Here is a 24,909-nt window from a genome sequence, read left to right on the forward strand (position 1 = left end):
CCATCCGATCAGAATGCGCAGCCGAATGCGGCGACGGCCGTCTTCATCTGCTCGGCGGAGGTGACGCAGGCCGCCTCCAGCGTCGGCTTGGTCTGCGGATTGGCGGCGAGCGAAATCCAGCCTGACCGCAACTGCTCGATCTGCCCCTTGAAGGCGTCCTGCTGGGCAGCGGGAATCTTGTCGGTCACACACATCTCGTACTTGGTCAGGAAGTCGTCGCAGGCGGCAATGCCGATCGGCTCGGCGGCAAGGGCGGCGGTGGCAAGGGCGCACGGCAATACGAAAGTCAGGGCGAAACGAAGCATCGGGAATTCCTTGGGTTTTCAAGTGACCTGATCATTGTACCGACCGGCTTCGGCCGGGGCTTGGACTGGAGCGAAACCCGGCATGTCCCGATGCGAAATGCGGCGCGGCGGCCCGGCTTCGCATCAGGCCAAAGCCCGCTTCGCTGCAGGCCAAGCCACAATGGAAGCCGCTGTCTATGGTGGCGCGGACCGGGCTTGCCCGGGTGGAGGTTTCACTGTTGATGCACCGCTTTTTCGCCGCCTATATCGCGCTGACGATCCTGTGCGCTGCCCCGGTCGCGGCCGCTCCGGCGGTGCTGTCGCTCGAACAGGAGCAGGGGCTGGAGACGGGCGATTCCTTCAGCGAATGCGAGGGCTGCCCCGAAATGGTGGTCGTGCCGGCGGGCACGTTTGTGATGGGTTCGGAGGCGAATGTATTCGCCCAACCGCTCCATGACGTTCGCATCGCGGCGCGTTTCGCGGTGTCCAGCACTGAGGTCAGCGTCGCGCAATACGAGGCCTTCATCGAGGCAACCGGGCATTCCTCCGAGCCGGGATGCTCCGTCGTGGAGGACGTGTACAACGGCTATATAGAGCGGCGCGAAGAGCTTTCCTGGCGCGATCCGGGTTTTCCGCAAACCCCGGCGCACCCTGTCACCTGCGTGACCTGGAATGATGCAGAGGCCTATGTGGCCTGGCTCGCCCAGGTGACGGGCAAACCCTATCGCCTGCTCACCGAGGCGGAGTGGGAATATGCGGCGCGCGGTGGTACGACGACGCCCTATGCTTTCGGCGCCGATACCAGCGATATCTGCCTTTATGGCAATGGCGCCGACAAGACCATGCAATATTCAGCCGAGCGTCCTGACGTCATCACCGACATCCACGATTTCGCCTGCAGCGACGGGTATGTCTTTACGGCGCCTGTCGGCAGCTTTGCCGCCAATCCGTTTGGATTGTACGACATGCAGGGCAATGTCTACGAATGGTTGGTGGACTGCTCGGCCATGCTGGCGACGGGCCGGGGTTACCAGGATGCCCCGGCTGATGGCTCGGCCTGGATGCTCGACGATTGCCGCAGCCATGCCATGCGTGGCGGCGGCTGGGCGTCGGCGGCCCGGGAACTGCAGGTCGCAGACAGGGCCGAAGGCGCCCTGCCCATGGATGATACGGGTATCCGCGTTGCCCGGGATCTCCTGCCGTACCGGGAGGGGCCGCAATAATGGAACTGCTGCTCTGGTTCGCACTGGCCATCGACGCCGCCATCCTGCTCGCCGCTGCCGTCAAATGGCAAAAGGTCGCCGCGGCCAGGCACTGGCAGGCCACCGTCGGGCGCATCGTCTCGTCGCAGGCCGAGGCGCGGCTGATCAGAAAATCCCCCATCGGCGAAAACATGGTCGAGAACAGCGAGATCCGGAACTTCGCCGCCGTCACCTATGCCTTCAATGTCGGGCGGGCCAAATTTCATGGCAATCGCCTCAGCTTCGGAACCGATACCGGTAATGCCGGGGTTACCGAAGCGCTGAAGTGCTACCCCGAGGGCATGGAAGTGACGGTCTACTATGATCCGTCGGATCCAGAAAATTGCGTGCTCGACCGCGATCCGCCCAGCGCCGGCTTCTTCCGCACCATGTTTGGCGGCGGCCTTGCCGCGGGGGCCGTCATTGTGGTGCTGCTGCTCGGGCTGAATGGCAGGTTCAACCTGGGATCGATCATCCGGCACGACCTGCAATGGACGCCATCACTGGCCGCCGCCGTGGCCCTGGCCGTCGGTGCCCTGGCCCTGGCCTCGGCCGCGGTCAAACTGCAGAACATCCACCGGCACTGGCAGACGACCAGCGGCACGATCGTATCGTCCGGCGCCGTCAAGCTCGCTGCGCATGCCAAGCTGCTGGGCCCGAGCAGGTATTTCCAGGACCGCACTGTCTACGACTATGTGGTTGACGGTGTGCGCTACCAGAGCAACCGCATCAGTTTCGGCGACCTGGCCTTCTCCAACAGTCGCCATTTCGCCGAGGAGCAGGCGGCCCGTTTCGCGCCGGGCAACCGGGTCGATGTGCATTACGATCCGGCTGCCCCATCGTCGGCGGCGTTGCAGATCGGCGATCCACGGCTCGTCTGGTGGTGGTCGGCCGCAGCCCTCGCCTTGCTGCTGCTCGCCCTGGCGCTGACCGGCATACTGGCCTGAACCCGCCTTGGCCGGTGCTTCGTTGCACGACAATATCGGCTTCGCCCCAGCCCAAGCACAGCTCTTCCGCCGACGCTATCAAGTAGTGCGGCAGGGAGCGAAACGATCATGATGGCAATGGTTTGGCGGGCAAGAAAACCGCGCCGGGAATATGTCTGCCTTTTGGCCATGGGGCTTGTCGCCCTGCCTGTCCTCCCCCGGCAGGCCGTTGCTGCCTGCATCCCGGCCGGCGGCACGGACTATGCCTGCAGCGCCTCCAACACTGCTCCGCAGGTGATTGTGGCCGATGACGCCAACGTATCCACAAATGCCGGCTTCAGCGTCGATACGACCGGCACGGCTGCCAATGCGCTCGATATCAGCGGAATGGGTGCCATTACCTATACCGACCTCAATGGTTCACCCCTGACCGCCGGCGGCATCGGGCTCGCGGTCCTGTCAGGCGGCGACATTGTCGCGGGGTCGGACGGGGTAGTCACGATCGATACCAATGGCGTCATCAGCGGCGACCTGGAGGGGATTTCTGTCGTGAATGAGGGCACCGGTGCGACCAGTATCACTGCGCATAATACGGTCACCTCCGCGAATGGGCGTGGCGTTTACGCCGGGCACACCAATGCCGCCAATGCCAGCACGCTGAGCATCGATGTCCAGACGGTAACCGGCTTCCACGGCATCTTCGCACACAACATGATCGGCGCGATCGACATCACTGCAGCAGGATCGGTCACCGCCACGACCGGCAACGGCATCGTGGCATCGAACCCCTTCGGCATCGCTACCGGAGCCGTGACGATCAATGCCGAGGCTGTCAGCGGCGCAGTGCACGGCATTCTGATCGAGAATGAAGGCACGGGCGCAACCAGCCTCACCGCGACGGGCTCGGTCGTCGGGACCGACGGGCTCGGTATCCATGTCAGCACAGACAATGCCGCCAACACGAACGGCATTGTCGTCAATGCCCGCGATGTCAGTGCCGGCACGGACGGCATCTCGGCCCAGAGTGACGGCACAGGGATGACCAGCCTCACCGCGAGTGGCGCGGTTGTCGGCGCCGACGGGAGCGGCTTTCTGGTCGAAAGCACCAATGTCGCCAATACCGGCGGCGTTGCCATCAATGCACAGGCTGTCAGCGGCGGCATGCACGGCGTTGTCGTTTACGATTCCGGCCTCGGTGCAAGCCGCATTGACGCACAGGGAACCGTCAATGGCACGGCCGGCAGCGGCATCTTCGTCCGCAGCGACAATATAGGCAATCTGGGCGGGATCGACATCGACGCGGTGGCGGTCAATGGCAATGTGCACGGCATCTATGCCGAGAACCATGGCCTAGGCGCGGCCACCATCACGGCGACGGGGGACGTGACCGCGCTCGTCGACAAGGGTATCGCCATCGGCAACGACCACGTCGACAATATCCATGCGGTCACTGTCGCGGCGCAGGCCGTCACCGGTGGTGACTATGGCATCTATGTCAACAATTCCGGCCGTGGCGTGATCGATATCCTTGCCGCGGGCACTGTCACGGCGACGAATGGCGCAGGCGTTGTCGCCTGGGACAGCACGGCGACCAATACCGATGGCATGACCGTCCAAACGCAGGCCGTCAATGGCGCCACGGACGGCATTGTGGTGGAGAATGTCGGCACGGGCGCGACGAGCGTCACGGCATCCGGCGCCGTCGTCGGAACCGACAGATTCGGCATTATCGGCGTGCTGACGAACGCGGCCAATGCCAGCGCTCTTGCCATTGATGCCCAATCTGTCAGCGGCGGCGTGGACGGCATGCGGATCCGCAATGCCGGCACTGGTGCGACCAGTATCGTGGCGTCTGGCGCTGTTGTGGGGACCGACGGGGCCGGTATTTCCAGCATCCTGGGCGCCGGCAATTCAGGGGGCATTGCCATTGATGCTCAGGCTGTCAGCGGCGGCACGCATGGCATTGTCGTCTACGATCCTGGCCTGGGCGCAGCGCGCATTGATGCACAGGGCACTGTCATCGGTACGGCAGGCAGCGGTGTATTCATCCGCAGCGACAATACCGCCAATCTCGGTGGCGTGGACATCGACGCGGTGGCGGTCAGCGGCAATGTGCACGGCATCTATGCCGAGAACCACGGCCTCGGCGCGACGACCATCACGGCGACCGGCACCGTCACGGCGATCATCGACAAGGGCATCGCTGTGGGCAACGACCATTCCGGCAATTTGAATGCCGTCACCGTCAATGCCCAGGCGGTCAGCGGTGGCAATAACGGAATTTTCGTCAACAACCAGGGGCAGGGCGCGATCAATATCGTTGCCGGCGGCGCTGTCGCGGCGAGCAATGGCATCGGCATTGAGGCGAGCAACCATGCGGCCGGCAATACAGGCGGCATCATGATCGACGCACAGTCCGTGCGGTCCGACGGCAGCGGTGATGCCGGCATCTTCGCGCTCAATAACGGCTCGGGATTGACCGATATCGCCGTGGGCGGGCTCGTCGAGGGCAGCGGCGGCGGCATTGTTGCCCTGTCGGCCAATGGCGCCGCCATCGACATCAGCATCGCTGGCGAGGTGCGAAACCTGTCGCAGGCGTCGCAGGACATTGCCATTGCAACCACGGGCGGCGCGGCAGTGATTGCCAACACCAACCGCCTGCTCGGCGTGGTGCAGCTGGGCGACCTGGCCGACAGTCTGAGCAATGCCGGGACATGGAACAGTGCAGGCGGCACCAATAGTTTTGGCGCCGGCATGGATAGCGTAACCAACCAGGCGGGGGCAGCGCTGATCGCCGCTTCACTGGCCGGCGCTGTCGAGACGACGCGGTTCGATGGTCTCGAGGTCTTCGACAGTTTCGGGCGGGTCACGCTGGCCGATGGCGGGGCGTCGGACCGGCTGGAGATCGATGGCAATGCGGTCTTCAAGGCGGGTTCAGTCCATGCCGCCGACACCAATGCGACCGGTGCGGCCGATCTGGTGCTGATCGCCGGCAGCGCCGATATTGCCGGGGCAGTGCTCGATATTGCCAATCAGGGCGGCTACCTGCCGGGTCAGACATTTACCGTGCTTACCGCCGCGGGCGGCCTGTCCGGCGAGTATGCCGCGATTACGGGCGTGGTGCAGTCCGCTTTTCTCAGCCTCGAGGACAGTTACGACGCCAACAATGCCTATCTGACCGTGGTGCAGAGCCAGGCGCTGAGCGACGTTGCGGGGACGCCGAACCAGATGGCGACCGCTGCCGGGCTGGAGAGCCTGGCGCCCGGCCATCCGGTTGTCAGCGCCGTTCTGGCTCTGCCCGATGAGGACCAGGCGCGCGCCGCCTTCGACCAGCTTTCCGGCGAAATCCATGGCTCGCTCCAGACGGCGCTGCTCGACAATAGCGGCTTCGTTCGCGATGCGATGGGCGACCGGCTCCGCGCAAGGCTTGGTGCGCCCGAGGTGGCCTATGTGCCTGTGCTGGCCTATGCGCCGGGTGCGACGCCCATTCTGGTCGCGCCCGAGCGTGTCGAGCCGGTCTTCTGGGGGCAGGGCTTCGGCGCGTGGGGGGCGGCCGATGGCGATGGTAATGCCGCCGGCCTCGACCGCCAGAGCAAGGGCCTGCTGATCGGCGCCGATGGGCTGCTCGGCGACTGGCGCATCGGCATGCTGGCCGGCTATGGCCATGTCGGCTTCACCGCGGCGGATCGTGTCTCATCGGGGTCGAGCGAGGACTACCATCTCGGCCTCTATGGCGGCACGGAATGGGGCGACTTCGCCTTCCGCGCCGGCCTTGCCCATAGCTGGCACGATATCGGGACCGACAGGGCGGTGGCCTTTCCCGGCTTTGCCGGCAATGCCACGGCCCAATACGGCGCCGGGACGCTGCAGGCTTTCGGCGAGCTCGGCTATGGCATCGAGGCCAGTGGCATGCGCTTTGAGCCCTTCGTCAATTTCGCCCATGTGCGGCTGAGCCATGATGGCTTTACCGAACGCGGCGGGGCGGGGGCTCTTGCGGTGCAGGGCACGACGAGTGGCGTCACCTTTGCCACGCTGGGCCTGCGCGCGGAACATCATCTGGCGCTCGGCACGGTCGAGGCCACGTTGCGTGGCATGGTCGGCTGGCGCCATGCGCTGGGCGATACCACGCCCACCAGCAACCATGCCTTTGCGGGTGGTAGCTCCTTTGCGATTGCCGGGGTGCCGCTCGCCAGAAACAGCGCCCAGGTGGAGGCGGCGCTCGATCTGGCGCTGACGCCGAATACCAGCTTCAGCCTGGCCTATAAGGGCCTGCTATCGGCTTCGGCACAGGACCACGGCTTCACGCTCGGTCTCGCAGGCCAGTTCTGAGACGGCCTCAGACCGGCGAGGGGTTGGACTTGGCACGGGCCATCTGGCGTTCGATATCGGCCAGCAAAGCCGGCAATTCGCCGGGGGAGCGGATGGTGTAGCGCGGCACTTCGATGGCCTCGGCCGGGATATGGCTGCGCTTCCGGGACCAGTTCTGCCAGATGCTGATAATGCCCAGCCGGTTGGCGCCGCCGATATCGCGCTCCAGGTGATTGCCCACCATGACGATGGCCTCGGCGTCTGACGTGCCCAGCCCCAGCGCGGCCATGGCCTTCTGGAACATGCGCTGGTCGGGCTTCTCGCAGCCTTCCGCCTCGGAAATGACCTGGGCGTGGAAATGCGGGCTGATGCCGTGGCCGCCCAATATGGTGGCAAAGCTGCGGACGCGGCCATCGGCCACCAGGGCAATGCGATAGCCGTCCTTGGCCAGGGACTGCACCATTTCCAGCGCGCCGGGGATGAGCCCGGCCTCGATGACATAGCCATCGGCATCGAACTTCTCGCTGGCCTCGTTGACCAGCGTATCCCCGCTGTCGAGGAAGACGGCCTTGAGCAAAGGCTGCTCCTGCCGCACCTGGGCGAGGACGGTTTTCACACGGCCCGGAATCCAGGCCGCCAGGTCGTCCCAACTGCTGAATTCCGCTGTGGCCAGATCGAAAAGCTGGTTGAAGCCGAAGGTGGGCAGGAAGGCGCGGGCCTGCAGGTAGCGCTTGACGGCGCGGTGGTCTTCCGGCGTCACCGCGCCCAGATGTTCGCGGAACATGTCGTTGATGAGAATACCGGCACGCCCGGCCAGTTCCTGGCAGGCCACTGCGGTGCGTTCGGCCCCCGGCAACTGCTCCTGGGCAGTGGCGGTGAAGGCATGCTTGCCCGGCGTCGAAACCAGCACGACCCGGCCGGATTCCAGCGGCAGGGCGCCATCGGGCAGTTGCATGGCGAACTTGCCGCCATGGGCGCTGGCCTCGATCGCGACGACACTGTCATCGGCAGCGAGCTTGAGCCAGATATGCTCGAGTTCGTAGAGGTGCTGGATGTCCCAGTCCCACCAGATGGCATATTCGATGACCTTGGCGACGCCGGGCTCGAAGGCGATGGGCAGGCCGGTCGAGGGCGAACGGGCCGGGGCGTCCAGCACGGTGATGCCGACATGCGAGGGCAGGAAGGGCTCGTTGTCGCAGAAGCGAATGACCGGCGCCAGACGGCGCGCCAGTTCGATATCCGCGCTCGTGGTGGGTCGGACAGATGGCGACATGAGGGCTTCCCCGAAACCTGAAATAAACAGCTTGCAATCTTGTAATCGTTTTCAGGTTCAAACCGCAAGTCGCCTCCAAGGGTAAATTTTCAACGAGAGAAAAGAGCGGGCATTTGGCAGGAAAATCGCCGGCATGCCCGTGACTTCTCCCGATTATGCCCGTGCCGGTGCCTGCGGGGATAAATCAGGGCAGGGGAATGGTGGAGGCGCGGTGGATGAGGGTGTTTTCCAGCACCACCTGGCGCGGCGACTTGCTGACCCCGGTCATGTGGTCGATCAGCGTCGTGGCGGCGAGCTGGCCCATTTCGTGGATGGGCTGGGCGATGGTAGAGAGGGTAGGGAAGGTGACTGCCGACTCCATGATGCCGTCATAGCCCAGGATGGAAAGGTCCGTGGGCAGGTCGAGGCCCAGCGCATGGGCCGAATGCATCACGCCGATGGCCAGCATGTCGGTGGTGGCGAAGATGGCTGTCATGCCCGGATTGGCGCGGATCATGGTGTCGCCGATCTCGCGGCCGATCTCGAAGCTGGCAATATCGAAAGGCGGCGACCAGATGATCTCTACATCGGTGGCCAGATCCGCGGCGGCCTGGCGGATGCCGCGGGCGCGCTCGCTGCCTACATCGGCCGCGCCGCCCTTCTGCGCCACGATGCCGGCGGCCACGCCGATACGGCGGTGACCCAGCTCGATCAGGTGGCGCATGCCCTGGTAGCCGCCGGAAAAGTTGTCGCAAACCACCGAGCTGACGGCGGCGATCTTCGGCTTCATGTCGACGAAGGAGACGGCAATGCCCCGGTCGCGCAGCAGGTTGACCTGCTTGATGGTGCGGGCCGTGGCGGCCGAGGGGCGGATGATGACGCCCTGCACCCGCATTTCCAGCATGGTGTTGAGATAGGCCTCTTCGCGATCGGCATCGCCATTGGTCGAGCAGAGCAGGACGCGATAGCCCTGGTCGAACATGGTGTTCTCGATGGCATAGGCCAAAGCGCTGCTGAAGGGCGTGCGCTGCTGGCGCAGCAAGACGCCGACGATGTTGGATTGCTGGGTGCGGAACGACGAGGCCAGCCCATTGGGCCGGTAGCCCAGTTCGGCAATGGCCTTGGTGACGGCTTCGCGCACCGCCGGCCGCACATGGGCATAGTTGTTGACCACGCGCGAGACGGTCGCAATCGACACATTCGCCAGCCGCGCAACGTCCTTAATTGTTACCACACTGTTAACCTTGAGAGTGGCCGAAGGGGCCGATTAGCGGCTTACGCGGTAACAGTTTTTCACCGTTCCGACCATGTCGGCTTTCATATCTTGTTTTGAAAACGTTTACAAGATACCGTCACCCAATCGATATGCGTGGGTAATAGTTACGAGGTGCATCAAGCACCCTTGGACGTGAGGCTTCCGGCGCAAACCCACCGGCCGGACCTCGGAGGATGTGACCGTTTTCATTTCGTGGGAGGGAAGCATATGCAGAAGGATCGTTTCGGCGTAACGCGGCTGCTGGCGACGACGTCAGTGCTGCTCAGTGCAACGGCTCTGCCCGGCGCCATCGTGCTGCCGGCGCAGGCCCAGGACGCAGCCAATGTCTGCGCCAGCGGCTATACGGAAGCGCCGCAGCTCAAGGCCATGGTCGATGCGGGCACCTTGCCCCCGGTGGCCGAGCGCCTGCCGCTCGAGCCACTGGTTGTCGAGCCGGCCGAGGAAATCGGCGTCTATGGCGGCCAGTTCATCGATAGCTGGGGCGGCGGCAATGTCGCCGATATCCGCCAGTTCGGCTACGAGCCGCTGGTGCGCTGGAGCGTCGATGGCTCCGAAGTCGTGCCCAGTATCGCCAAGAGCTGGGACATCAGCGAGGACGCCCGCAGCTATACCTTCCACCTGCGCGAGGGCATGAAATGGTCCGATGGCCAGCCCTTCACCGCCGACGACATCATCTTCTGGTGGGAGCGGGTGGAGAACAATCCCAAGGTCATGACCGGCGGGCCGCGTGGCGAGCTCAAGAATAACGGCGCGGTGCCCACCGTCACCAAGGTCGACGACTATACGGTGACCTTTGCCTATGAGGAGCCCAACGGCCTGTTCCTGCAGAACATGGCCGGCCCCTATGGCCAGCGCGTCGTGATGTTCCCCAAGCATTACATGGAACAGTTCGATATCGATCTGAATCCGGACGGTGTCGCTGACATGATGCAGGCCGCCGGCGCCACCGACTATGCTGCCTGGTGGAAGGGCAATGTCGGCTCCTATGGCGATGCCGCCCAGTTCAACGATCCCAAGCGGCCGTCGCTGCTGGCCTGGATCGGCCAGGATTCCATCCTGGGCAAGGAGCGCGTGACGTTTGTCCGCAATCCCTATTATTTCAAGGTCGATCCCTCCTGCCAGCAGCTCCCCTATATCGACGAGCGCGTCTGGACGGCGGCGGCCGACCCGGAAGTGACGCTTCTGCAGTCCATCCAGGGTCAGATCAGCATGTCGCCGCGCAATGTGTCGACGCCGCAGAACCGTGCCGTGTTCTTCGACAGCCAGGAAGCGGGTGATTATCACCTCGTGCCGGCCACCAGTTGCGACTACAACACGGCCGTGCTCGGCTTTTCGGTGAACCATCCGGATCCGGTCAAGGCCGAGGTGTTCGGCTCCAAGGATTTCCGGGCCGGCGTGTCGCTGGCCATCAATCGCCAGGAAATCATCGACACTATCTATCTGGGGCAGGGCGAGCCCTTCCAGCCGGCGCCGCTGCCGAACTCGCCCTTCTACAACGAGAAGCTGGCCAAGGAATTCACCGAGTTCGACCTGGCTGCTGCCGCCGAGCATCTCGACAAGATCATCCCTATGGGTGCCGATGGCGTCCGCGTCGGGCCGGACGGCAAGCCGTTCAAGTTCTCGGTCGAGATCAATGCCGACTTCAAGCCGGACACGGTCGACGCCTTCCAGCTCATCGAGCGTACCTGGAAACAGGCCGGGCTCGACGTGACCATCAACTACCATTCGGACGAGCTGTTCGGGAATGCCCGCGCCAAGCCCGATGCCGACGCCGCCGTGTGGGTGGGCGAGAATGGTTGCGGGCAACTGCCGCTGCTCAATCTTGGGCGCTTCATGAACGACTATGGCTATTGGTCGCTGGGCAACTGGAGTGGCTGGGCCGCCTGGGACATGCTGCGCCTCAACCCCGATGCCGAGCTGCCGGAAGGCTGGTCGCCCGTCGAGCCGCCGGCCAATGTGCAGCGCCTCTACGAGCTGCGCTCGACCATTCCGACCACGGTGGGCGAGGAACAGGCGACGCTGATGGGTGAATTCACCGACCTGCTGGCCGAGGAATTCCTCACCATCGGCATCGCCAACCCGGCGGGCTATTACCGTTCGGTCAAGAACGACCTGCACAACGTGCCGGCCGAACTGATCGAGGGCTGGCTCTATCCCGGCCCGGCCCCGGCCAACTTCGCCACCTTCTTCTTCAAGCCCTAAGCTCTCCCAGAGCCCGGATGGCCCCGCTGGGGCCATCCAATTCCTGGCCGGCTTCGTTCATTCCCTTTGCGGAGCCGGCTATTTTATCGATGTGGGGCAAGGGACGGGCATCGTGTTCGTGACTCCACCCCACCCTCACTCCCTCCCCATCGAGGGGAGGGAAGCCTGGCCGGTGACTGAGGCGGCATCGAGCGAAACGCGGAATGCGGTCATGCGCCTCCCTCCCCCTTGTGGGGAGGGATTGAGGGTGGGGGTTGCTTCCGCAAACGCCAGACGGAAAGGAGACCGCCAATGGGATCATTCATGCTGCGCCGGATCATCTATGTGATCCCCGCGCTGATCGCGGTCTCGCTGATCTCCTTTCTCGTCATCGCCATTCCGCCCGGCGATTTCATTACCCGCACCGCCGAATTGCGCGCGGCGCAGGGCGATATCATGCCGCTGGCCGAGCAGGAGGCGATGCGCCGGGCCTATGGGCTCGACCTGCCCATCATGGTGCAATACTGGAACTGGATATCGGGCGTCGTGCTGCGCGGCGACTTCGGCTATTCCTTCTCGTTCAACCTGCCGGTCAAGGACGTGATCTGGCCGCGGCTGGGCCTGACGGTGGTGCTGTCGGTGGCGAGCCTGCTGTTCATCTGGGTCGTGGCGATCCCCATCGGCATCTATTCGGCGGTGCGGCGCTATTCGGCCGGCGACTATATGGCGACATTCCTGGGCTTTCTTGGGCTCGCCATCCCCAATTTCCTGCTGGCGCTGGCGGTGATGTATGTCGCCTTCGCCTGGTTCGGCATGAATGTCGGCGGGCTGTTCTCGCCGGAATTTCTCGAAGCGCCGTGGAGCTGGGCGCGGGTGCTGGACCTGCTCAACCATCTCTGGCTGCCGATGATCGTGCTGGGCACGGCGGGCACCGCCAGCGTGATCCGCATCATCCGCGCCAACCTGATGGACGAGTTGCACAAGCCCTATGTCACGGCCGCCCGCGCCAAGGGCAAGGGCGAGTTCGGGCTGCTGATGAAGTACCCGGTGCGCCACGCGCTCAATCCGTTCGTTTCCGGGCAGAACGACATCTTCGTCGAGATCGTCTCGGGCGGCACCATCGTCGCCATCGTCATGGGGCTGCAGACTACCGGGCCACTGCTGCTGGATTCGCTGCGCACGCAGGACATGTACATGGCCGCCAGCTTCATCCTGATGCTGAGCGTGCTGGTGGTGGTGGGGACATTGCTGAGCGACCTGCTGCTGGCGTGGTTGGATCCGCGCATCCGGTATCAGCAGGGGTAGGGGTGATGGCAGTTTCATTTGAGATGCGGAAGCGTACCCCCCTCCGAGCGACGCTAGGCGCTGCGCGCCAAGCTCTGCTTGCCTCCCCCACAAGGGGGGAGGTGGGCTCCACTCAGTGGCACGATCTTGCCCAAGCCACCGCAATCACCCTCCCCCTTGAGGGGAGGGTAGCGAAGCTAGGTCCGCAGGGCCGTAGCGTAGCTAGGGAGGGGGTGTTGCTGCGCTCCCAAGGAGCTCCCCCATGAGCATATTCGACGAAACCACCGGGCAGGTTACCCCCATTGCCCCCATCCACCAGCGCGGGCGGGGCTATGACGGGCATTGGGCGCTGGTGTGGCAGAAATTCCTGCGCCACAGGCTGGGCGTGGCGGGCGGCATCGTCGTCATCCTGGCCTATATCGTGGCGTTGATCCCCGAATTCCTCGCGCCGGTGACGCTGGAAGCCTATAATCCCAGCTACAGCTATGCGCCGCCGCAGGCGATCCAGTGGGGACTTGATGAGGGCGAGGGCTGGCGCTTCCTGCCGCATGTGAATGCCTACAAGACCGAGATCGACTACAATTCCGGCCGGCGGCTGTTCGTCGCCGATCCGGATACGGTGATCCCCATCGGCCTGTTCGTGCAGGGGGAGAGCTATAATCTGCTGGGCTTCATTCCCACCGACCGGCATCTGTTCGGGGCGGTCGAGGAGGGGCAGCCGTTCTTCATTGCGGGGGCGGATCGGCTGGGTCGCGATATCCTGAGCCGCACCATCTATGGCACGCGCATTTCCATGACGATCGGGCTGATTGGGGTGGCGCTGAGCCTGCTGTTCGGCATCCTGATCGGGGGCATTTCGGGCCTGTTCGGCGGGGTGGTGGACAACATCATCCAGCGCTTCATCGAATTCATCCAGTCCGTGCCGGCCATTCCCCTGTGGATCGGGCTGGCGGCGGCCATTCCGCAATCCGTGCCGCCTTTGCAGGTCTATTTCCTCATCACCATCATCCTGTCGGTGCTGGGCTGGACGAGCCTGGCGCGGGTGGTGCGCGGGCGGTTTCTCGCCATGCGCAGCGAGGATTTCGTCAAGGCGGCGCGGCTCGATGGCTGCGGGCCGGTACGCATCATCTTCCGGCATATGCTGCCCAGCTTCCTGAGCCACATCATCGCTACGGTGTCGCTGGCCATTCCGGGCATGATCCTGGCGGAAACGGCGCTGAGCTATCTCGGCATCGGGCTGCGCACGCCCATCGTCAGCTGGGGCGTGCTGCTGCAGGAGGCGCAGAATGTGCGCACCATCGCCTCGGCGCCCTGGCTGCTGCTGCCGGGCGGGGCGGTGGTCATCGCCGTGCTGGCGCTCAATTTCCTCGGTGACGGGCTGCGCGACGCGGCCGACCCCTATTCGGACTGAGGCGCATGGACAATCTGGTAGAAATCCGCGGCCTCACCATCACCTTTGCCGGGGCGGTCGATGTGGTGACCGAACTCGATCTCGATATTCCCGCCGGCAAGACGCTGTGTCTGGTGGGGGAATCGGGCTGCGGCAAGTCGGTGACGGCCAAGGCGATATTGCAGGTCATCGACCATCCCGGCCGGGTGTCGGGCGGAGCGATCAACCTGCGCCAGGCCAATGGCGATGTGCTCGATATTGCGGCCACCAAGCCGACCAGCAAGGTGATGCGCCATGTGCGCGGCGCCGATATCGCCATGATCCATCAGGAGCCGATGAGCTTCCTTTCGCCCCTCTACACGATCGGCAACCAGATCAGTGAGGCGCTGACGCTGCATCGCAAGGTGAGCGAGAAGGCGGCGCGGGAAGAGGGCATCCGCATGCTCGAACAGGTCGGCATGCCCGACCCCGCGCGGCGCTATGACAGCTATACGTTCCAACTGTCGGGCGGCCAGCGGCAGCGGGCGATGATTGCCATGGCGCTGATCAACCAGCCGCGCCTGCTGATCGCGGACGAGCCGACCACGGCGCTGGATGTGACCACGCAGGCCAATATTCTCGACCTGCTGGCGCAATTGCAGCGCGACAGCGGTATGTCGGTGCTGTTCATCACCCACGACCTGGGCGTGGTGGCCGAAATCGCCGATGAAGTGGCGGTGATGTATCTCGGGCGGATCGTCGAGCGCGGGCCGGTGAAGGAGGTGCTGGAAAATCCCAAGCATCCCTATACGCGGGGGCTGCTGGCTTCGATGCCGCGGCTGGATGGGGATTTCAAGGCGCCGCTCAAGGCCATTCCGGGCATGGTGCCGCCGCCGGTTTTGCGGCCGACGGGATGCTCGTTCCATCCGCGCTGTGAATGGGCGGTGCCCGGCTTCTGCAACATGATTTCGGTGCTGGAGACCGAGCTGGGCAATGACCACATGGTTGCCTGCCATGCCTATGGTCCGCAGGCGGGCCGGATCGACAAGAGCGCTGCTCGGGTTGGCGCGAATGTTGCTGCGGTGGAAAAGCGTGCCGAAAGCACCGAGCCGCTGCTCAGCGTGCGCGACCTGCACAAGCATTTCCCCATTCGGTCAGGCTTCTTCCAGCGCCAGACCGGAGCGGTGCGGGCGGTCAACGATATCTCGCTCGATATCTATCCCGGCGAAACGTTGGGCCTGGTGGGGGAGAGCGGCTGCGGCAAGTCCACTTTGGGGCAGACCATTGTCGGCCTGCACCGGGCCGATAGCGGGGCGATCCGCTTTGCCGATGGCAGTCATGAGCCGGTGGACCTGCTGACCGCGCATGGCGCCACGGCCAAGCGCCTGCGCACTGATATCCGCATGATCTTCCAGGACCCCACCGGCTCGCTCAATCCACGCATGCGGGTGCGCGACATCATCGGGGAAGTGCTGCAGGTCAACAGCCGGTACAGCGCTGGCGAGATCGAGGGCCGGGTGCAGACACTGCTATCGCGGGTCGGGCTGAGCCCTGATTATGCCGAGCGCTATCCGCATGCCTTTTCCGGCGGGCAGCGCCAGCGCATCGCCATTGCCCGCGCGCTGGCATCGGACCCGCGGCTGGTGATCGCCGACGAGGCGGTGTCGGCGCTCGACGTGTCGGTGCAGACCCAGATCATCAACATGATGAAGCAGCTCCAGGCCGAAATGGGCCTGACCTATCTGTTCGTCAGTCACGACCTTGGCGTCATCGCCAATATCAGCGACCGCGTGGCGGTGATGTATGCCGGGCGGATTGTCGAGATCGGCAGCACCGAAGCGATCTTCCACAATCCGCGCCACCCCTATACCGAGGCGCTGCTGGCCGCCATTCCGGGGCGCGGCATGGGCAAGAGCACGGATCGCATCCGGCTCGGCGGGCATGTGCCGAACCCGAGTCGGGAGGTCGCCGGCTGCGCCTTTGCCGACCGCTGCCAATATGCCCAACCCGCCTGCCGTGCGGTTATGCCGCCCCTCGACGGAACGCCGGATCATCGTTTCGCCTGCATCCGGGCCGATGAATTGCGGTTGCGCACAGTTACCGGCCAGCCGGAACTGCTTGGCGCGTAAATTCAGTCGACAGATCAGGGAACTGGCGTACAATGCCTGTTCTAAATTGGTGCGATAAGGGAACATGCATTCCACGATACAGCTGATCGACCTGCTTGGCGCGGGGGCATTGCTGCTCTGGGGTCTGCGGATGATCAAGACCGGCGTCATGCGGGCCTTCGGGGCATCGCTACGCCTGTGGATTGCCAAGGGCACGGGCAACCGCTTTGCCGCGGTCCTGTCAGGCATCATGGCCACGCTGGCGCTGCAATCGTCCACGGCGACCGCCGTCATCACCGCGAGCTTTGCCAGCAATGGGGCCATCAATCCGCGCATGGCGCAGGCGGTGATGCTGGGCGCTAATGTCGGCACGTCGATCGCCGCGGTGATCCTGTCGCTCGATGTGCACTGGTTCGCCTCGGCCATGATCCTGATCGGGGTCACGGTGTTTTCGCTGAGCAAATATGCCCGCGGCAAGGGCGTCGGCCGCGCGGTGCTGGGGCTTGGCCTGATGCTGCTGGCGCTGCAACTGGTGGGCAATGTCACCGATCCGCTGCGCGAATCCGAGGTGATGATCGCCATCCTGTCCGGGCTGGCCGACGCGCCGGCCTTTGCGCTGATCCTGGCGGCCGTATTGGCTTTCGTATCGTCATCGAGCCTGGCCGTGGTGCTGTTCGTGGCTTTGCTGGCTTCGGCCGGCATCGTGCCGCCGGCGCTGGCGGTGACGCTGGTGGCGGGCGCCAATCTGGGCGGCGCCATTCCGCCGCTGCTGGCCGTGCTGCGCGAGGGCACCGAGGCGCGCCGGCTGACCTTGGCAAACCTGGTGGTTCGGGCCATCGGCGCCATCGTGCTGACTATTTTCGCCGTGCCGGCCGCGGCGCTGCTGCAGACCATTTTGCCCAATGCCAACGCGCTGACCATTGCCGCCCATATCGGCTTCAACCTGGCGCTGCTGGTGCTGTTCCTGCCGCTGCTGGGGCCGATCGGCAAGCTGGCGGCGCTGGCCATGCCCAAGCCCGCCACGCCGGAGCGCGGCACCCGCTATCTCGACGATACCGTGCTCGACACGCCGACCATTGCGCTGGCGGCGGCGGAGCGCGAGACGCTGCGGGTCAGCGATATCGTGCTGCGCATGCTGGAGGGGGAGCCTCGACGCCCTGCGCAAGCCCGGTCCGGCCAAGCGCAGCTCGGTGTCTCTGCTCGATGACGATGTGGATGCCTTCAACCAGGCCATAAAACTCTACCTGACCCGGCTCGACCAGACCGAGCTGGACGATGACGATGCGCGCCGTTCCGCCGAAATCATGAGCTTTGCCATCAACCTGGAACATGTCGGCGATATCGTTGAAAGCGGGCTGTGCGACATTGCCGGCAAGATCGCCAAGCGGCAGTTGAAATTCTCGGCCGATGGCCTGGCAGAGATCGTCGCGCTCTATGAAAAGACCATCAGCAACATGCAATTGAGCCAGACCGTGTTCATGACGCGCGATCCACAACTGGCCCGCCAACTGGTGGCCGCCAAGGTCGATGTGCGCCGGCTCGAGGCGCGTTCGGCCAGCACGCATATCCAGCGCGTGCGCGAGCGCGTGCCGGCCTCGGTGGAAACCAGCTCGATGCATCTCGACCTGTTGCGCGACCTCAAGCGCATCAATGCGCATCTGGCCTCGGTGGCCTATCCCATCCTCGAAACCAAGGGCGAACTCGATGAAAGCCGCCTGCGGCCCAATGCCGTCCTCGAACCGAAGCCGGTCGTGAAATAAACTGGAGCCAGCAATGAACTACGATGCCATCCTTGCGGACATGGTTGCCGTCGCCCGCGAGGCAGGAGCCCTGACGCTGCGCTATTTCGAGCGTTTCCGCGACCTCGAAATCGGCATCAAGGGACCGGCGGATTTCGTCTCCGACGCCGACAAGGAAAGCGAATTGCTGATCCGCAAATTCCTGTTCGAGCGCTATCCGGACTGGAGCTTTACCGGCGAGGAATTCGAGCCGGTCCACAAGAGCGACGAATATCGCTGGCTGGTCGATCCGATCGACGGCACTACCAATTTCATCAACGGCATGCATTACACGATCTCGATTGCCCTGCGCAGGGGCAATGAGACGGTTTGCGGCGTGCTGTACAACCCATCCGCCGACGAGATGTTCACCTCGATCAAGGGGCAGGGCGCCTTCATGAATGGCGACAGGCTCAAGGTCAGCGAGCAGGCCGATATCGGCCTGTTCAATATCGGCACCGGCCTGCCGACGCCGGGCCTGTCGCTCTATCCCGGCGCCTATGAGCGGCTCGATGCTATCAGGGCGCCTGTCGGTGCCGTACGCATCGTCGGCAGCGCCGCCAATAGCTGCGCCTATGTCGCGATGGGGCGGCTGACCGGCTACTACGAGGAAACCGGGTTTGTCGATACGGCGGCGGGGATTTTGTTCGTCGAGGAAGCGGGCGGCATTGTCACCGACTGGTGGGGGCGTGGGCCGGAAGTGTTCGAGCGTACGGGTACGCTGCTGGTCGCCAACAAGGCGACGCATGCGTTTTTGCTGGAGAAGCTGAAGGATGTGCCGCGGAAGGAGCCGAAGTAGAGGGGCGCGGAGGGAGCAGTCGTCTCCCTCCCCCTTGTGGGGAGGGATCAAGGGTGGGGGTGTCGAGCGTTCCGCATCCGCTGAGTTCGGGGAGCCTTCGACACCCCCACCCTGCTCGATTCAACGGACTTAGCTGACGCTAAGCCCTATCTCGCTTCCCTCCCCACAAGGGGGGAGGGTGGGCTCCACTCGTGACATCACCCCATCAGCGCGATCAACCCTTCCGGGTCATCCGTGGTGATCTGGTCCACCCGCAATTCCAGCAGGTGCTCGACATGGGGTTTCATCTCGGCGCTGGCTTCGCGGATAGTCCAGGCGTCAATGCGTTTGCCGTGGCGGTGGAAGGCTTCGACGATGTCGAAGCCGGCATCGGCCGAGCGGGTGACGATTTCCCAGTAGAGATAGATCAGGTCGGTGCCATCGAGTGCGGCGACGGCGTCGTCGACGAAGGTCTGTAACGTGCCGCCGGCCAGGGCGGCCTTGAAGCGCTCGCCGTCGCTGGCATCGTAGCCGCTGCGCATGCCGGGTACTGCGGCAGTGAGCAGCTTGAGCGCTGGGGCCGAGCCCGAGGAGATGATGATATTGCCGGCTACCGGGCCGGTTGCGGCGGCGAATTTGGCGATGGCTTTGCTGTCGAGGACGGTTTCGTCCTCCTTGTAGTCGAGCTGCAGCAGCGCATCGGGATGTACCTTGCCCTTGGCCATCAGGGCGCAGAGGTCGTCGAGCAGCATCACCTTGTCGGGGATCGGCGCGCCATCATTGCCGCGCAGGTGAAGCGTGCGGATCGTGGCGTCGCTGGTTGCGGCGACCGGGCCGTGGCCGGTGGTTTCGCGGTCGAGCGCCATGTCATGCAGCACGGCCATGCCCTTGTCCGCTGTGACGACGAGGTCCACTTCGACACTGGCGCCCAACCGCATGGCTTCGAGAATGCGTGCGCCGGTAAAGACCGGATCGGACGCCTTGCGGCGACCGCGATGCCATTTGAGCCAGGTGCGGTGGCCATTGCGGGTGATGGCGATGGGGTCGGTCATGTCAGGTCCGATGGATGACGGCGCCGTCGCGATAGGCGGCGACGGCCGTGGCGGCCAGCGTGACGCCCTGGCCGGCTTTGAACAGGTCGGGATGGGGCACCATCACCTTGATGCGGGTGGCGTCGTTGAGATCGAGGTCCACCAGGCCATGCGTGCCGTAATCGGTGACGCGATGCACCTTGCCCTGGCTGCCCTCGCTCGCCACGGTCAGCTCGAGCGCTTCGGGGCGGATGGCCAGGATGGCCGGGCCGTCGCTGACGGGCAGGGGCGCCGAATAGCCCGCCCGGGTGAAGGTGCCATTGGCCACAGTGCCCTCGATGAGGTTCATCGTGCCGATGAAGCCGGCGACGAACGGCGTCTGCGGTTCGCGGTAGATGATGTCGGGGCGGTCGACCTGCTCGGTCTTGCCATCGCGCATGACGACGATGCGATCGGCCATGGACAGGGCCTCGTCCTGCCCATGGGTCACGAACAGGGTGGTGATCTTGAGGCGCTGCTGGATATCGCGCACCTCTTCGCGAAGTCTTTCGCGCAAGTGCTGGTCCAGACTCGCAAAAGGCTCGTCGAGCAGCAGGATTTTCGGCTCGAGTACCAGCGAGCGGGCAAGGGCCACGCGCTGCTGCTGGCCGCCCGACAACTGGTTCACATGGCGCGTGCCATAGCCGCCCAGGCCGACCAGTTCGAGCACGGCCTCGACACGCCGCTTGATCTCGTCAGCCGGGATGCGCCGCAGCTTGAGGCCGAAGGCCAGATTCTTGAACACATTCATATGGGTCCACAAGGCATGGCTCTGGAACACCATGCCGGTGGGCCGTTTTTCGGGCGGCAGGTGCGTGATGTCTTCGCCATCGATGGTGATGAGGCCGCCGGTGGGGCGCTCGAAGCCGCCCACCATGCGCAATAGGGTGGACTTGCCCGAGCCGGAGGGGCCGAGCAGGCAGACCAGCTCGCCATCGGCCACATCGAGCGAGAACGTGTCCACGGCCACCACATTGCCGGCGGCGAAGACTTTGGTGACATCGGAGATTTTGAGAACGGACATATGCAGTTTCCTAGCCGCCGAAGCCGCGGGCAAAGGCGCCGCCGCCAATGACGCGCCGGGCGAACATCAGGGCAATGAAAGAGGGGACCCAGAGCATCACCGAAAGCACGGCGCCATACTGGATGACCATCTGGTTGTTGATGAAGGAAATCATCAGCACCGGCATGGTGCGGATGCCGGGCGCGCCGATGAGCCAGGCGCCTTCGGTTTCGTAGAAGGTGCCGACGAAGCTCAGCAGCACGGCCGCGGCAATGGTCGGGCCGGCCTGGGGCAGGGTGACCGACCAGAAGACGCGCAGCGGTCCGGCGCCCACATCGCGCGCCGCCTCTTCCATGCGCCGATCGACCGACTGGAAGGCGGCCACCGGGATCCAGATCATGAACAGCAATGTGCCTACGAGCTGGATGAGGACGACGCCCCAGAAGGTGCCAATGAGGTTGAGCTGCAGGAAAATGGCAGCAATGGCGATCAGCAGGCCGAATTTGGGGAAGGCATGCCCGGCCAGGAACGAGAAGAACAGGACATTGCGGCCGGGAAAGCTGAGCCGGGCGAAGGCATAGGCCGCCGGCAGGCAGATGGCCGCCGAAAGCAGGGTGACCACGGTGGAAAGCTGCAGGCTCAGTGTCAGCGCCGACCACACATCGGGCCTTGTCAGCGTCTGGTTCCAGAAGCGCAGGCCGAATTGCTGCGGCACTACATTGGGATAGCGCCAGACCTCGGTGAAAGCCCAGGTGGCGACCACCAGCATGGGCAGGATGATGGCCGCCGAGAGCAGGGCGGTAAAGGCTATGCCGGTCCAGTCGATGGGCACGCGGTTCGGCGCAGGCCGGGGGGCGGCGGTGGCGGCAGGAGCGAGTTGTGCCATGCTACTTCCCCTGGTTGCGTGCGACCGAGCGCACATAGAACAGCCCGAAGGCGATGCAGAAGCAGAAGGTGATGACCGCCTGCGTGATGGCATTGAGCGGGTCCTGCACCTCGCGGAAGGTGCGGTTCATGAACGGCCCCATCATTTCCGGCGCGGCCGGGCCCAGCAGGTAGGGCAGGGTGAAGGACGAGAAAATGCCCAGCACGGCAAAGGAAATGGCCACCAGCATCGAATTGGAAATGCGCGGCAGCACGATATGCCAGAACACCTGGAACCGGTTGGCACCGACATCGCGCGCCGCCTCGATGGCGTGATTAGCGACATTGCCCATGCCCGACAGCAGGATGAGCACGGTCAGCGGGATATTGTCCCAGACCAGCCCGATCACCGGCCCCCAGGGCGTGAGATAGGGCGTGCGGATCTTGGGCAGGCCCACCGCATTGAGCAGGATATCGACCATGCCGTTCGGGCCCAGCACGCGGATGAACGCATAGGCCAGGATGATCGAGGGCACGAACATGGGGAAAATGGCCAGCGCCTGCACATAGGCCGGCATCCGCCCGGACGAGAAGCGCAGGTAAAGCGCGATCGGCAGGCAGATGACGAGGAGCAACAGGGCGCACATGCCCGTGGTCCACAGCGTCACCAGCAGATTGTTGATGCTGTACTGGTCGGAAAAGAAGAAGACGTAGCTCGACAGCGTGAAGCCCGGAACGCCTTCGGCATCGGGTCGCCAGATGGTCCGGCCGATGGCGCTGAAGATGGGCCAGATGATCAGCCACGCCATCAGCAATACGGGGATGGCGACGAGCAGGAGGCCGGTTGGCCTCCTGCTTTCACCCGTGGTTTCGATGAGCGGGCGTGCCGCTCCCTCAGACAGTTCGGTCACGAGTTGCGATCGACGTTCGGTGCGACGTTGCGGTACCAGCCATCATTGATGGCGGCTTCCCATGCGCCCGACGGGAAAGTCGGGATGGTCTGCGGCACGATATCGGCAAAGCGTTCGCGCAGTTCGGGCGAGATATAGTCCCACGATACGCCGGGGAAGCCGCCGAGTTCGGTCAGGATGGCGCTCTGGATGTCTTCGGACAGAATGAAGTCCGCCAGCTTGAGGGCGGCATCGCGGTTGGCGCCATTTTCCAGCACGATGCTGCGGGTAAACCCGCCCACCAGCGCCAGGTCCTGGAGCTGGACGAGGCCGGTCGTATCGGGCAGCACGCCCTGATCGATGGCCTGGAGAATCTGGTCCGACCAGACCGGGGTCATGGTCACCACGCCCTGGGCCAACAACTGGATGGACTGGGTGTTGCCCGACGAATAGGCGCCATTGTCATAGAGCGACGGCGCGATATCGGCCAGCAGTTCCCAAGCCTTGCCCAGCGCTTCGTCGCCGAATTCCTGGGTATAGTTGTCCACGGTGAACACCGCGGGATCGAGCCCGTTGGCCTGGTGAATGGCCCGGCGCACGAAATTGCCGCCCGAACCGCCCTTGTCGGGGCGGTTATAGACGAACTGGCCGGGATTGGCCTTGATCCAGGTAACCAGGTCGTCCCAGGTCTTGGGGGCGTCTGCGGCGCTCAACTTGGTGCCGTCATAGGCCAGCAGCACCTGGCTGCCGCGATAGGGCAGGCTGTAGTCGCTGTCGAAAGCCAGCGGGTTGACCTTGGAGAAGTTGGAAAGGCCGGCTTCCTTCATGTTCACATAGATGCCGGCATCGATGGCATCCAGCGGCAGCTGGGCATTGCCGGATTCGAAGAAGTCCGCCTGCGGGTCGGTATTGGTCTGCTTGGCGGCAATGGCGCGTTCGCCAATGGCGATGATGCCGGCGCCGTCGCCAGCATCGACCAGGTTAATCGACAGGCCCGGATTGGCGGCCTCGAAGGCCGGCTTCACCGTATTGGTCCAGAAATCGAGAATGTTGCTGTCCGAGCTGGTGTACCAGTCGATGACGCCTTCGGCACCGAAGGACATGCGGGGCAGCATCAGGGCGCCGGCAGCAGTACCGGCAGCAAGCATGAAATCACGCCGTTTCATTGTAATCTCCCAAAGTCCGTTCATTGGAACGGATGTTCCACGAGGCGGTCAGTTCCGCCTTTAGGTTTCATCGATCTTGCGTCGACCTCTCCCGGCCGGAAGCTAACTACCGGTCGGAAAATTATGCAAGCGGAAACCCGCCGATCCACGACACAACGATCCGCGCGTAGAAATCACAGCTCTGCGACAGTCGTGTAACAGTCGCCCGAAACCCACATTCCAGCGCGGCGTGGCGCGTCAGGTTGTGTGGTGTATCATATTGAATTCAATGAATATAATTTGGAACAATGGCGACGCCTCCACACGAGCTGCGATATTGCGACGGCGTCATGTCGCGGCGTTTCGGCGTAGCGCGGCGCGGGCACGGGCGCGGAAGAATTTGTGTCGGAGAGACCCGGTCGGATGGTTTCGGGCGGCGGCGGGGCAGTTTCGAATGAAGCGCGCAAGTCGTTCCAGTAATAGAATTGACGTTCTATTATGACAGTGCGGGCATGGATGGGGAGATTCTGGATCGACTCGCGGAAACCAAGACGCTCCCGGATGGGATCCGGGAGCGACGGATAGAAGAATCAAAAGTTGTGTTGGGACCTAGACGCGGCTGGCCAGTTCTTCGAGCTGGGCGGCGCACATGCCCCAGCCTTCGTGGAAGCCCATCTGCTTGTGGGCGGCGGCATCTTCGGCGGTCCAGTGACGGGCAATGGCGGTGTAGCGCGTCTTGCCCTCGCCGGCATCCTCGAAGGTCAGGATGGCGGTGAAGAAGGGCTTGGCTGACGGCGCCCAGTCACCGGTAAAGGCATCGGTGAAGACCAGCTTTTCGTTGGGCACGATTTCGAGATATTGCCCGGCATTGGGATATTCGGTGCCGTTCTCGTCGGCCATGGTCATCACATTGCCGCCGCCGGGGCGCAGGTCCATCTCGACCTTGGGCGTGGTCCAGGGCCTGGGGGCAAACCACTGCTTGATGAGATCAGGCTGGGTCCAGCACTGAAACACCTTGTCGCGCGGGGCATTGAGCAGGCGGGTCAGCACGAGGTCGCGGTCGGTATCCTGGGTGGGAAGCGCGTTGGTCATTGTAGTCCTCCTTGATGGGCAGTTTCATCATGGCGACGAGCGGCCGGACCGGCTTTCGAC

The 24,909-nt window shown here is 64.0% G+C and carries 19 protein-coding genes; 10 read left to right on the forward strand and 9 right to left on the reverse strand.

Going from position 1 to position 24,909, the window contains the following annotated elements; all coding sequences use genetic code 11:
* Window positions 1-8 precede the first annotated feature (8 nt).
* Complete coding sequence (locus tag FPZ08_RS03555; protein WP_146288707.1) at window positions 9-305, reverse strand: hypothetical protein; 297 nt, start codon at window positions 303-305, stop codon at window positions 9-11.
* 221 nt (window positions 306-526) lie between these two features.
* On the opposite strand from FPZ08_RS03555, the gene FPZ08_RS03560 reads away from it, so the two are divergent.
* The 3 genes from FPZ08_RS03560 to FPZ08_RS03570 all read left to right on the forward strand — a co-directional run bounded on the left by FPZ08_RS03560 (window position 527) and on the right by FPZ08_RS03570 (window position 6,780).
* A complete protein-coding gene (locus FPZ08_RS03560; protein ID WP_186767195.1) occupies window positions 527-1,507 on the forward strand; it encodes a formylglycine-generating enzyme family protein in 981 nt (326 codons plus the stop codon).
* Window positions 1,507-2,472: a DUF3592 domain-containing protein gene (locus tag FPZ08_RS03565; RefSeq protein WP_146288709.1), complete on the forward strand. Its 966-nt coding sequence runs from the start codon at window positions 1,507-1,509 to the stop codon at window positions 2,470-2,472. The genes FPZ08_RS03560 and FPZ08_RS03565 overlap by 1 nt, the downstream gene beginning before the upstream one ends.
* A gap of 108 nt (window positions 2,473-2,580) precedes the next feature.
* Window positions 2,581-6,780 (forward strand): autotransporter domain-containing protein, encoded by a 4,200-nt coding sequence (locus tag FPZ08_RS03570; protein WP_146288710.1) that lies wholly within the window; start codon window positions 2,581-2,583, stop codon window positions 6,778-6,780.
* Window positions 6,781-6,787: 7 nt separating this feature from the next.
* Here the strand turns inward: FPZ08_RS03570 and FPZ08_RS22135 are convergent, their stop codons facing one another.
* Both FPZ08_RS22135 and FPZ08_RS03580 read right to left on the reverse strand, forming a co-directional pair.
* The gene (locus FPZ08_RS22135; RefSeq protein WP_210246855.1) at window positions 6,788-8,032 is read right to left on the reverse strand and encodes an HAD family hydrolase; all 1,245 of its coding nucleotides are present in this window, start codon (window positions 8,030-8,032) and stop codon (window positions 6,788-6,790) included.
* Window positions 8,033-8,216: 184 nt separating this feature from the next.
* Window positions 8,217-9,245, reverse strand: coding sequence for a LacI family DNA-binding transcriptional regulator (locus tag FPZ08_RS03580; protein WP_146288711.1), 1,029 nt, complete (start codon window positions 9,243-9,245; stop codon window positions 8,217-8,219).
* 249 nt (window positions 9,246-9,494) lie between these two features.
* Between FPZ08_RS03580 and FPZ08_RS03585 the strand changes: the two genes are divergently transcribed.
* From FPZ08_RS03585 to FPZ08_RS03610, 7 genes are all read left to right on the forward strand, one after another.
* Complete coding sequence (locus FPZ08_RS03585; RefSeq protein WP_146288712.1) at window positions 9,495-11,489, forward strand: ABC transporter substrate-binding protein; 1,995 nt, start codon at window positions 9,495-9,497, stop codon at window positions 11,487-11,489.
* A gap of 291 nt (window positions 11,490-11,780) precedes the next feature.
* The gene (locus tag FPZ08_RS03590; protein WP_146288713.1) at window positions 11,781-12,773 is read left to right on the forward strand and encodes an ABC transporter permease; all 993 of its coding nucleotides are present in this window, start codon (window positions 11,781-11,783) and stop codon (window positions 12,771-12,773) included.
* Between the two features lie 241 nt (window positions 12,774-13,014).
* Entirely contained in the window at window positions 13,015-14,163 is a 1,149-nt protein-coding gene (locus FPZ08_RS03595) for an ABC transporter permease (protein ID WP_146288714.1), read from the forward strand.
* A 5-nt stretch (window positions 14,164-14,168) separates the two neighbouring features.
* Window positions 14,169-16,250: an ABC transporter ATP-binding protein gene (locus tag FPZ08_RS03600; protein WP_146288715.1), complete on the forward strand. Its 2,082-nt coding sequence runs from the start codon at window positions 14,169-14,171 to the stop codon at window positions 16,248-16,250.
* 64 nt (window positions 16,251-16,314) lie between these two features.
* A complete protein-coding gene (locus FPZ08_RS03605; protein ID WP_246132797.1) occupies window positions 16,315-17,436 on the forward strand; it encodes a Na/Pi cotransporter family protein in 1,122 nt (373 codons plus the stop codon).
* On the forward strand, window positions 17,420-17,989 hold the full coding sequence (locus FPZ08_RS22265) for a PhoU domain-containing protein (protein ID WP_246132798.1): 570 nt from the start codon (window positions 17,420-17,422) through the stop codon (window positions 17,987-17,989). Before FPZ08_RS03605 ends, FPZ08_RS22265 begins: the two co-directional genes overlap by 17 nt.
* Before the next feature lie 13 nt (window positions 17,990-18,002).
* Window positions 18,003-18,806: an inositol monophosphatase family protein gene (locus tag FPZ08_RS03610; protein ID WP_146288716.1), complete on the forward strand. Its 804-nt coding sequence runs from the start codon at window positions 18,003-18,005 to the stop codon at window positions 18,804-18,806.
* Between the two features lie 197 nt (window positions 18,807-19,003).
* Here FPZ08_RS03610 and FPZ08_RS03615 read toward each other — a convergent pair whose 3' ends face one another.
* From FPZ08_RS03615 to FPZ08_RS03640, 6 genes are all read right to left on the reverse strand, one after another.
* Window positions 19,004-19,837, reverse strand: a complete 834-nt coding sequence (locus FPZ08_RS03615) for a glycerophosphodiester phosphodiesterase (RefSeq protein ID WP_146288717.1) — start codon at window positions 19,835-19,837, stop codon at window positions 19,004-19,006.
* A 1-nt stretch (window position 19,838) separates the two neighbouring features.
* Window positions 19,839-20,879, reverse strand: a complete 1,041-nt coding sequence (locus tag FPZ08_RS03620) for an ABC transporter ATP-binding protein (RefSeq protein ID WP_146288718.1) — start codon at window positions 20,877-20,879, stop codon at window positions 19,839-19,841.
* Window positions 20,880-20,889: 10 nt separating this feature from the next.
* Window positions 20,890-21,627 (reverse strand): ABC transporter permease, encoded by a 738-nt coding sequence (locus tag FPZ08_RS03625; protein ID WP_246132868.1) that lies wholly within the window; start codon window positions 21,625-21,627, stop codon window positions 20,890-20,892.
* A 118-nt stretch (window positions 21,628-21,745) separates the two neighbouring features.
* On the reverse strand, window positions 21,746-22,633 hold the full coding sequence (locus tag FPZ08_RS03630) for an ABC transporter permease (RefSeq protein ID WP_146288720.1): 888 nt from the start codon (window positions 22,631-22,633) through the stop codon (window positions 21,746-21,748).
* A complete protein-coding gene (locus FPZ08_RS03635; protein WP_146288721.1) occupies window positions 22,630-23,778 on the reverse strand; it encodes an extracellular solute-binding protein in 1,149 nt (382 codons plus the stop codon). Before FPZ08_RS03635 ends, FPZ08_RS03630 begins: the two co-directional genes overlap by 4 nt.
* 588 nt (window positions 23,779-24,366) lie before the next feature.
* Window positions 24,367-24,849, reverse strand: coding sequence for an SRPBCC family protein (locus tag FPZ08_RS03640; RefSeq protein WP_146288722.1), 483 nt, complete (start codon window positions 24,847-24,849; stop codon window positions 24,367-24,369).
* Window positions 24,850-24,909: the final 60 nt, after the last annotated feature.

Source organism: Devosia ginsengisoli (assembly GCF_007859655.1).
In the GTDB taxonomy this organism is placed as follows: domain Bacteria; phylum Pseudomonadota; class Alphaproteobacteria; order Rhizobiales; family Devosiaceae; genus Devosia; species Devosia ginsengisoli.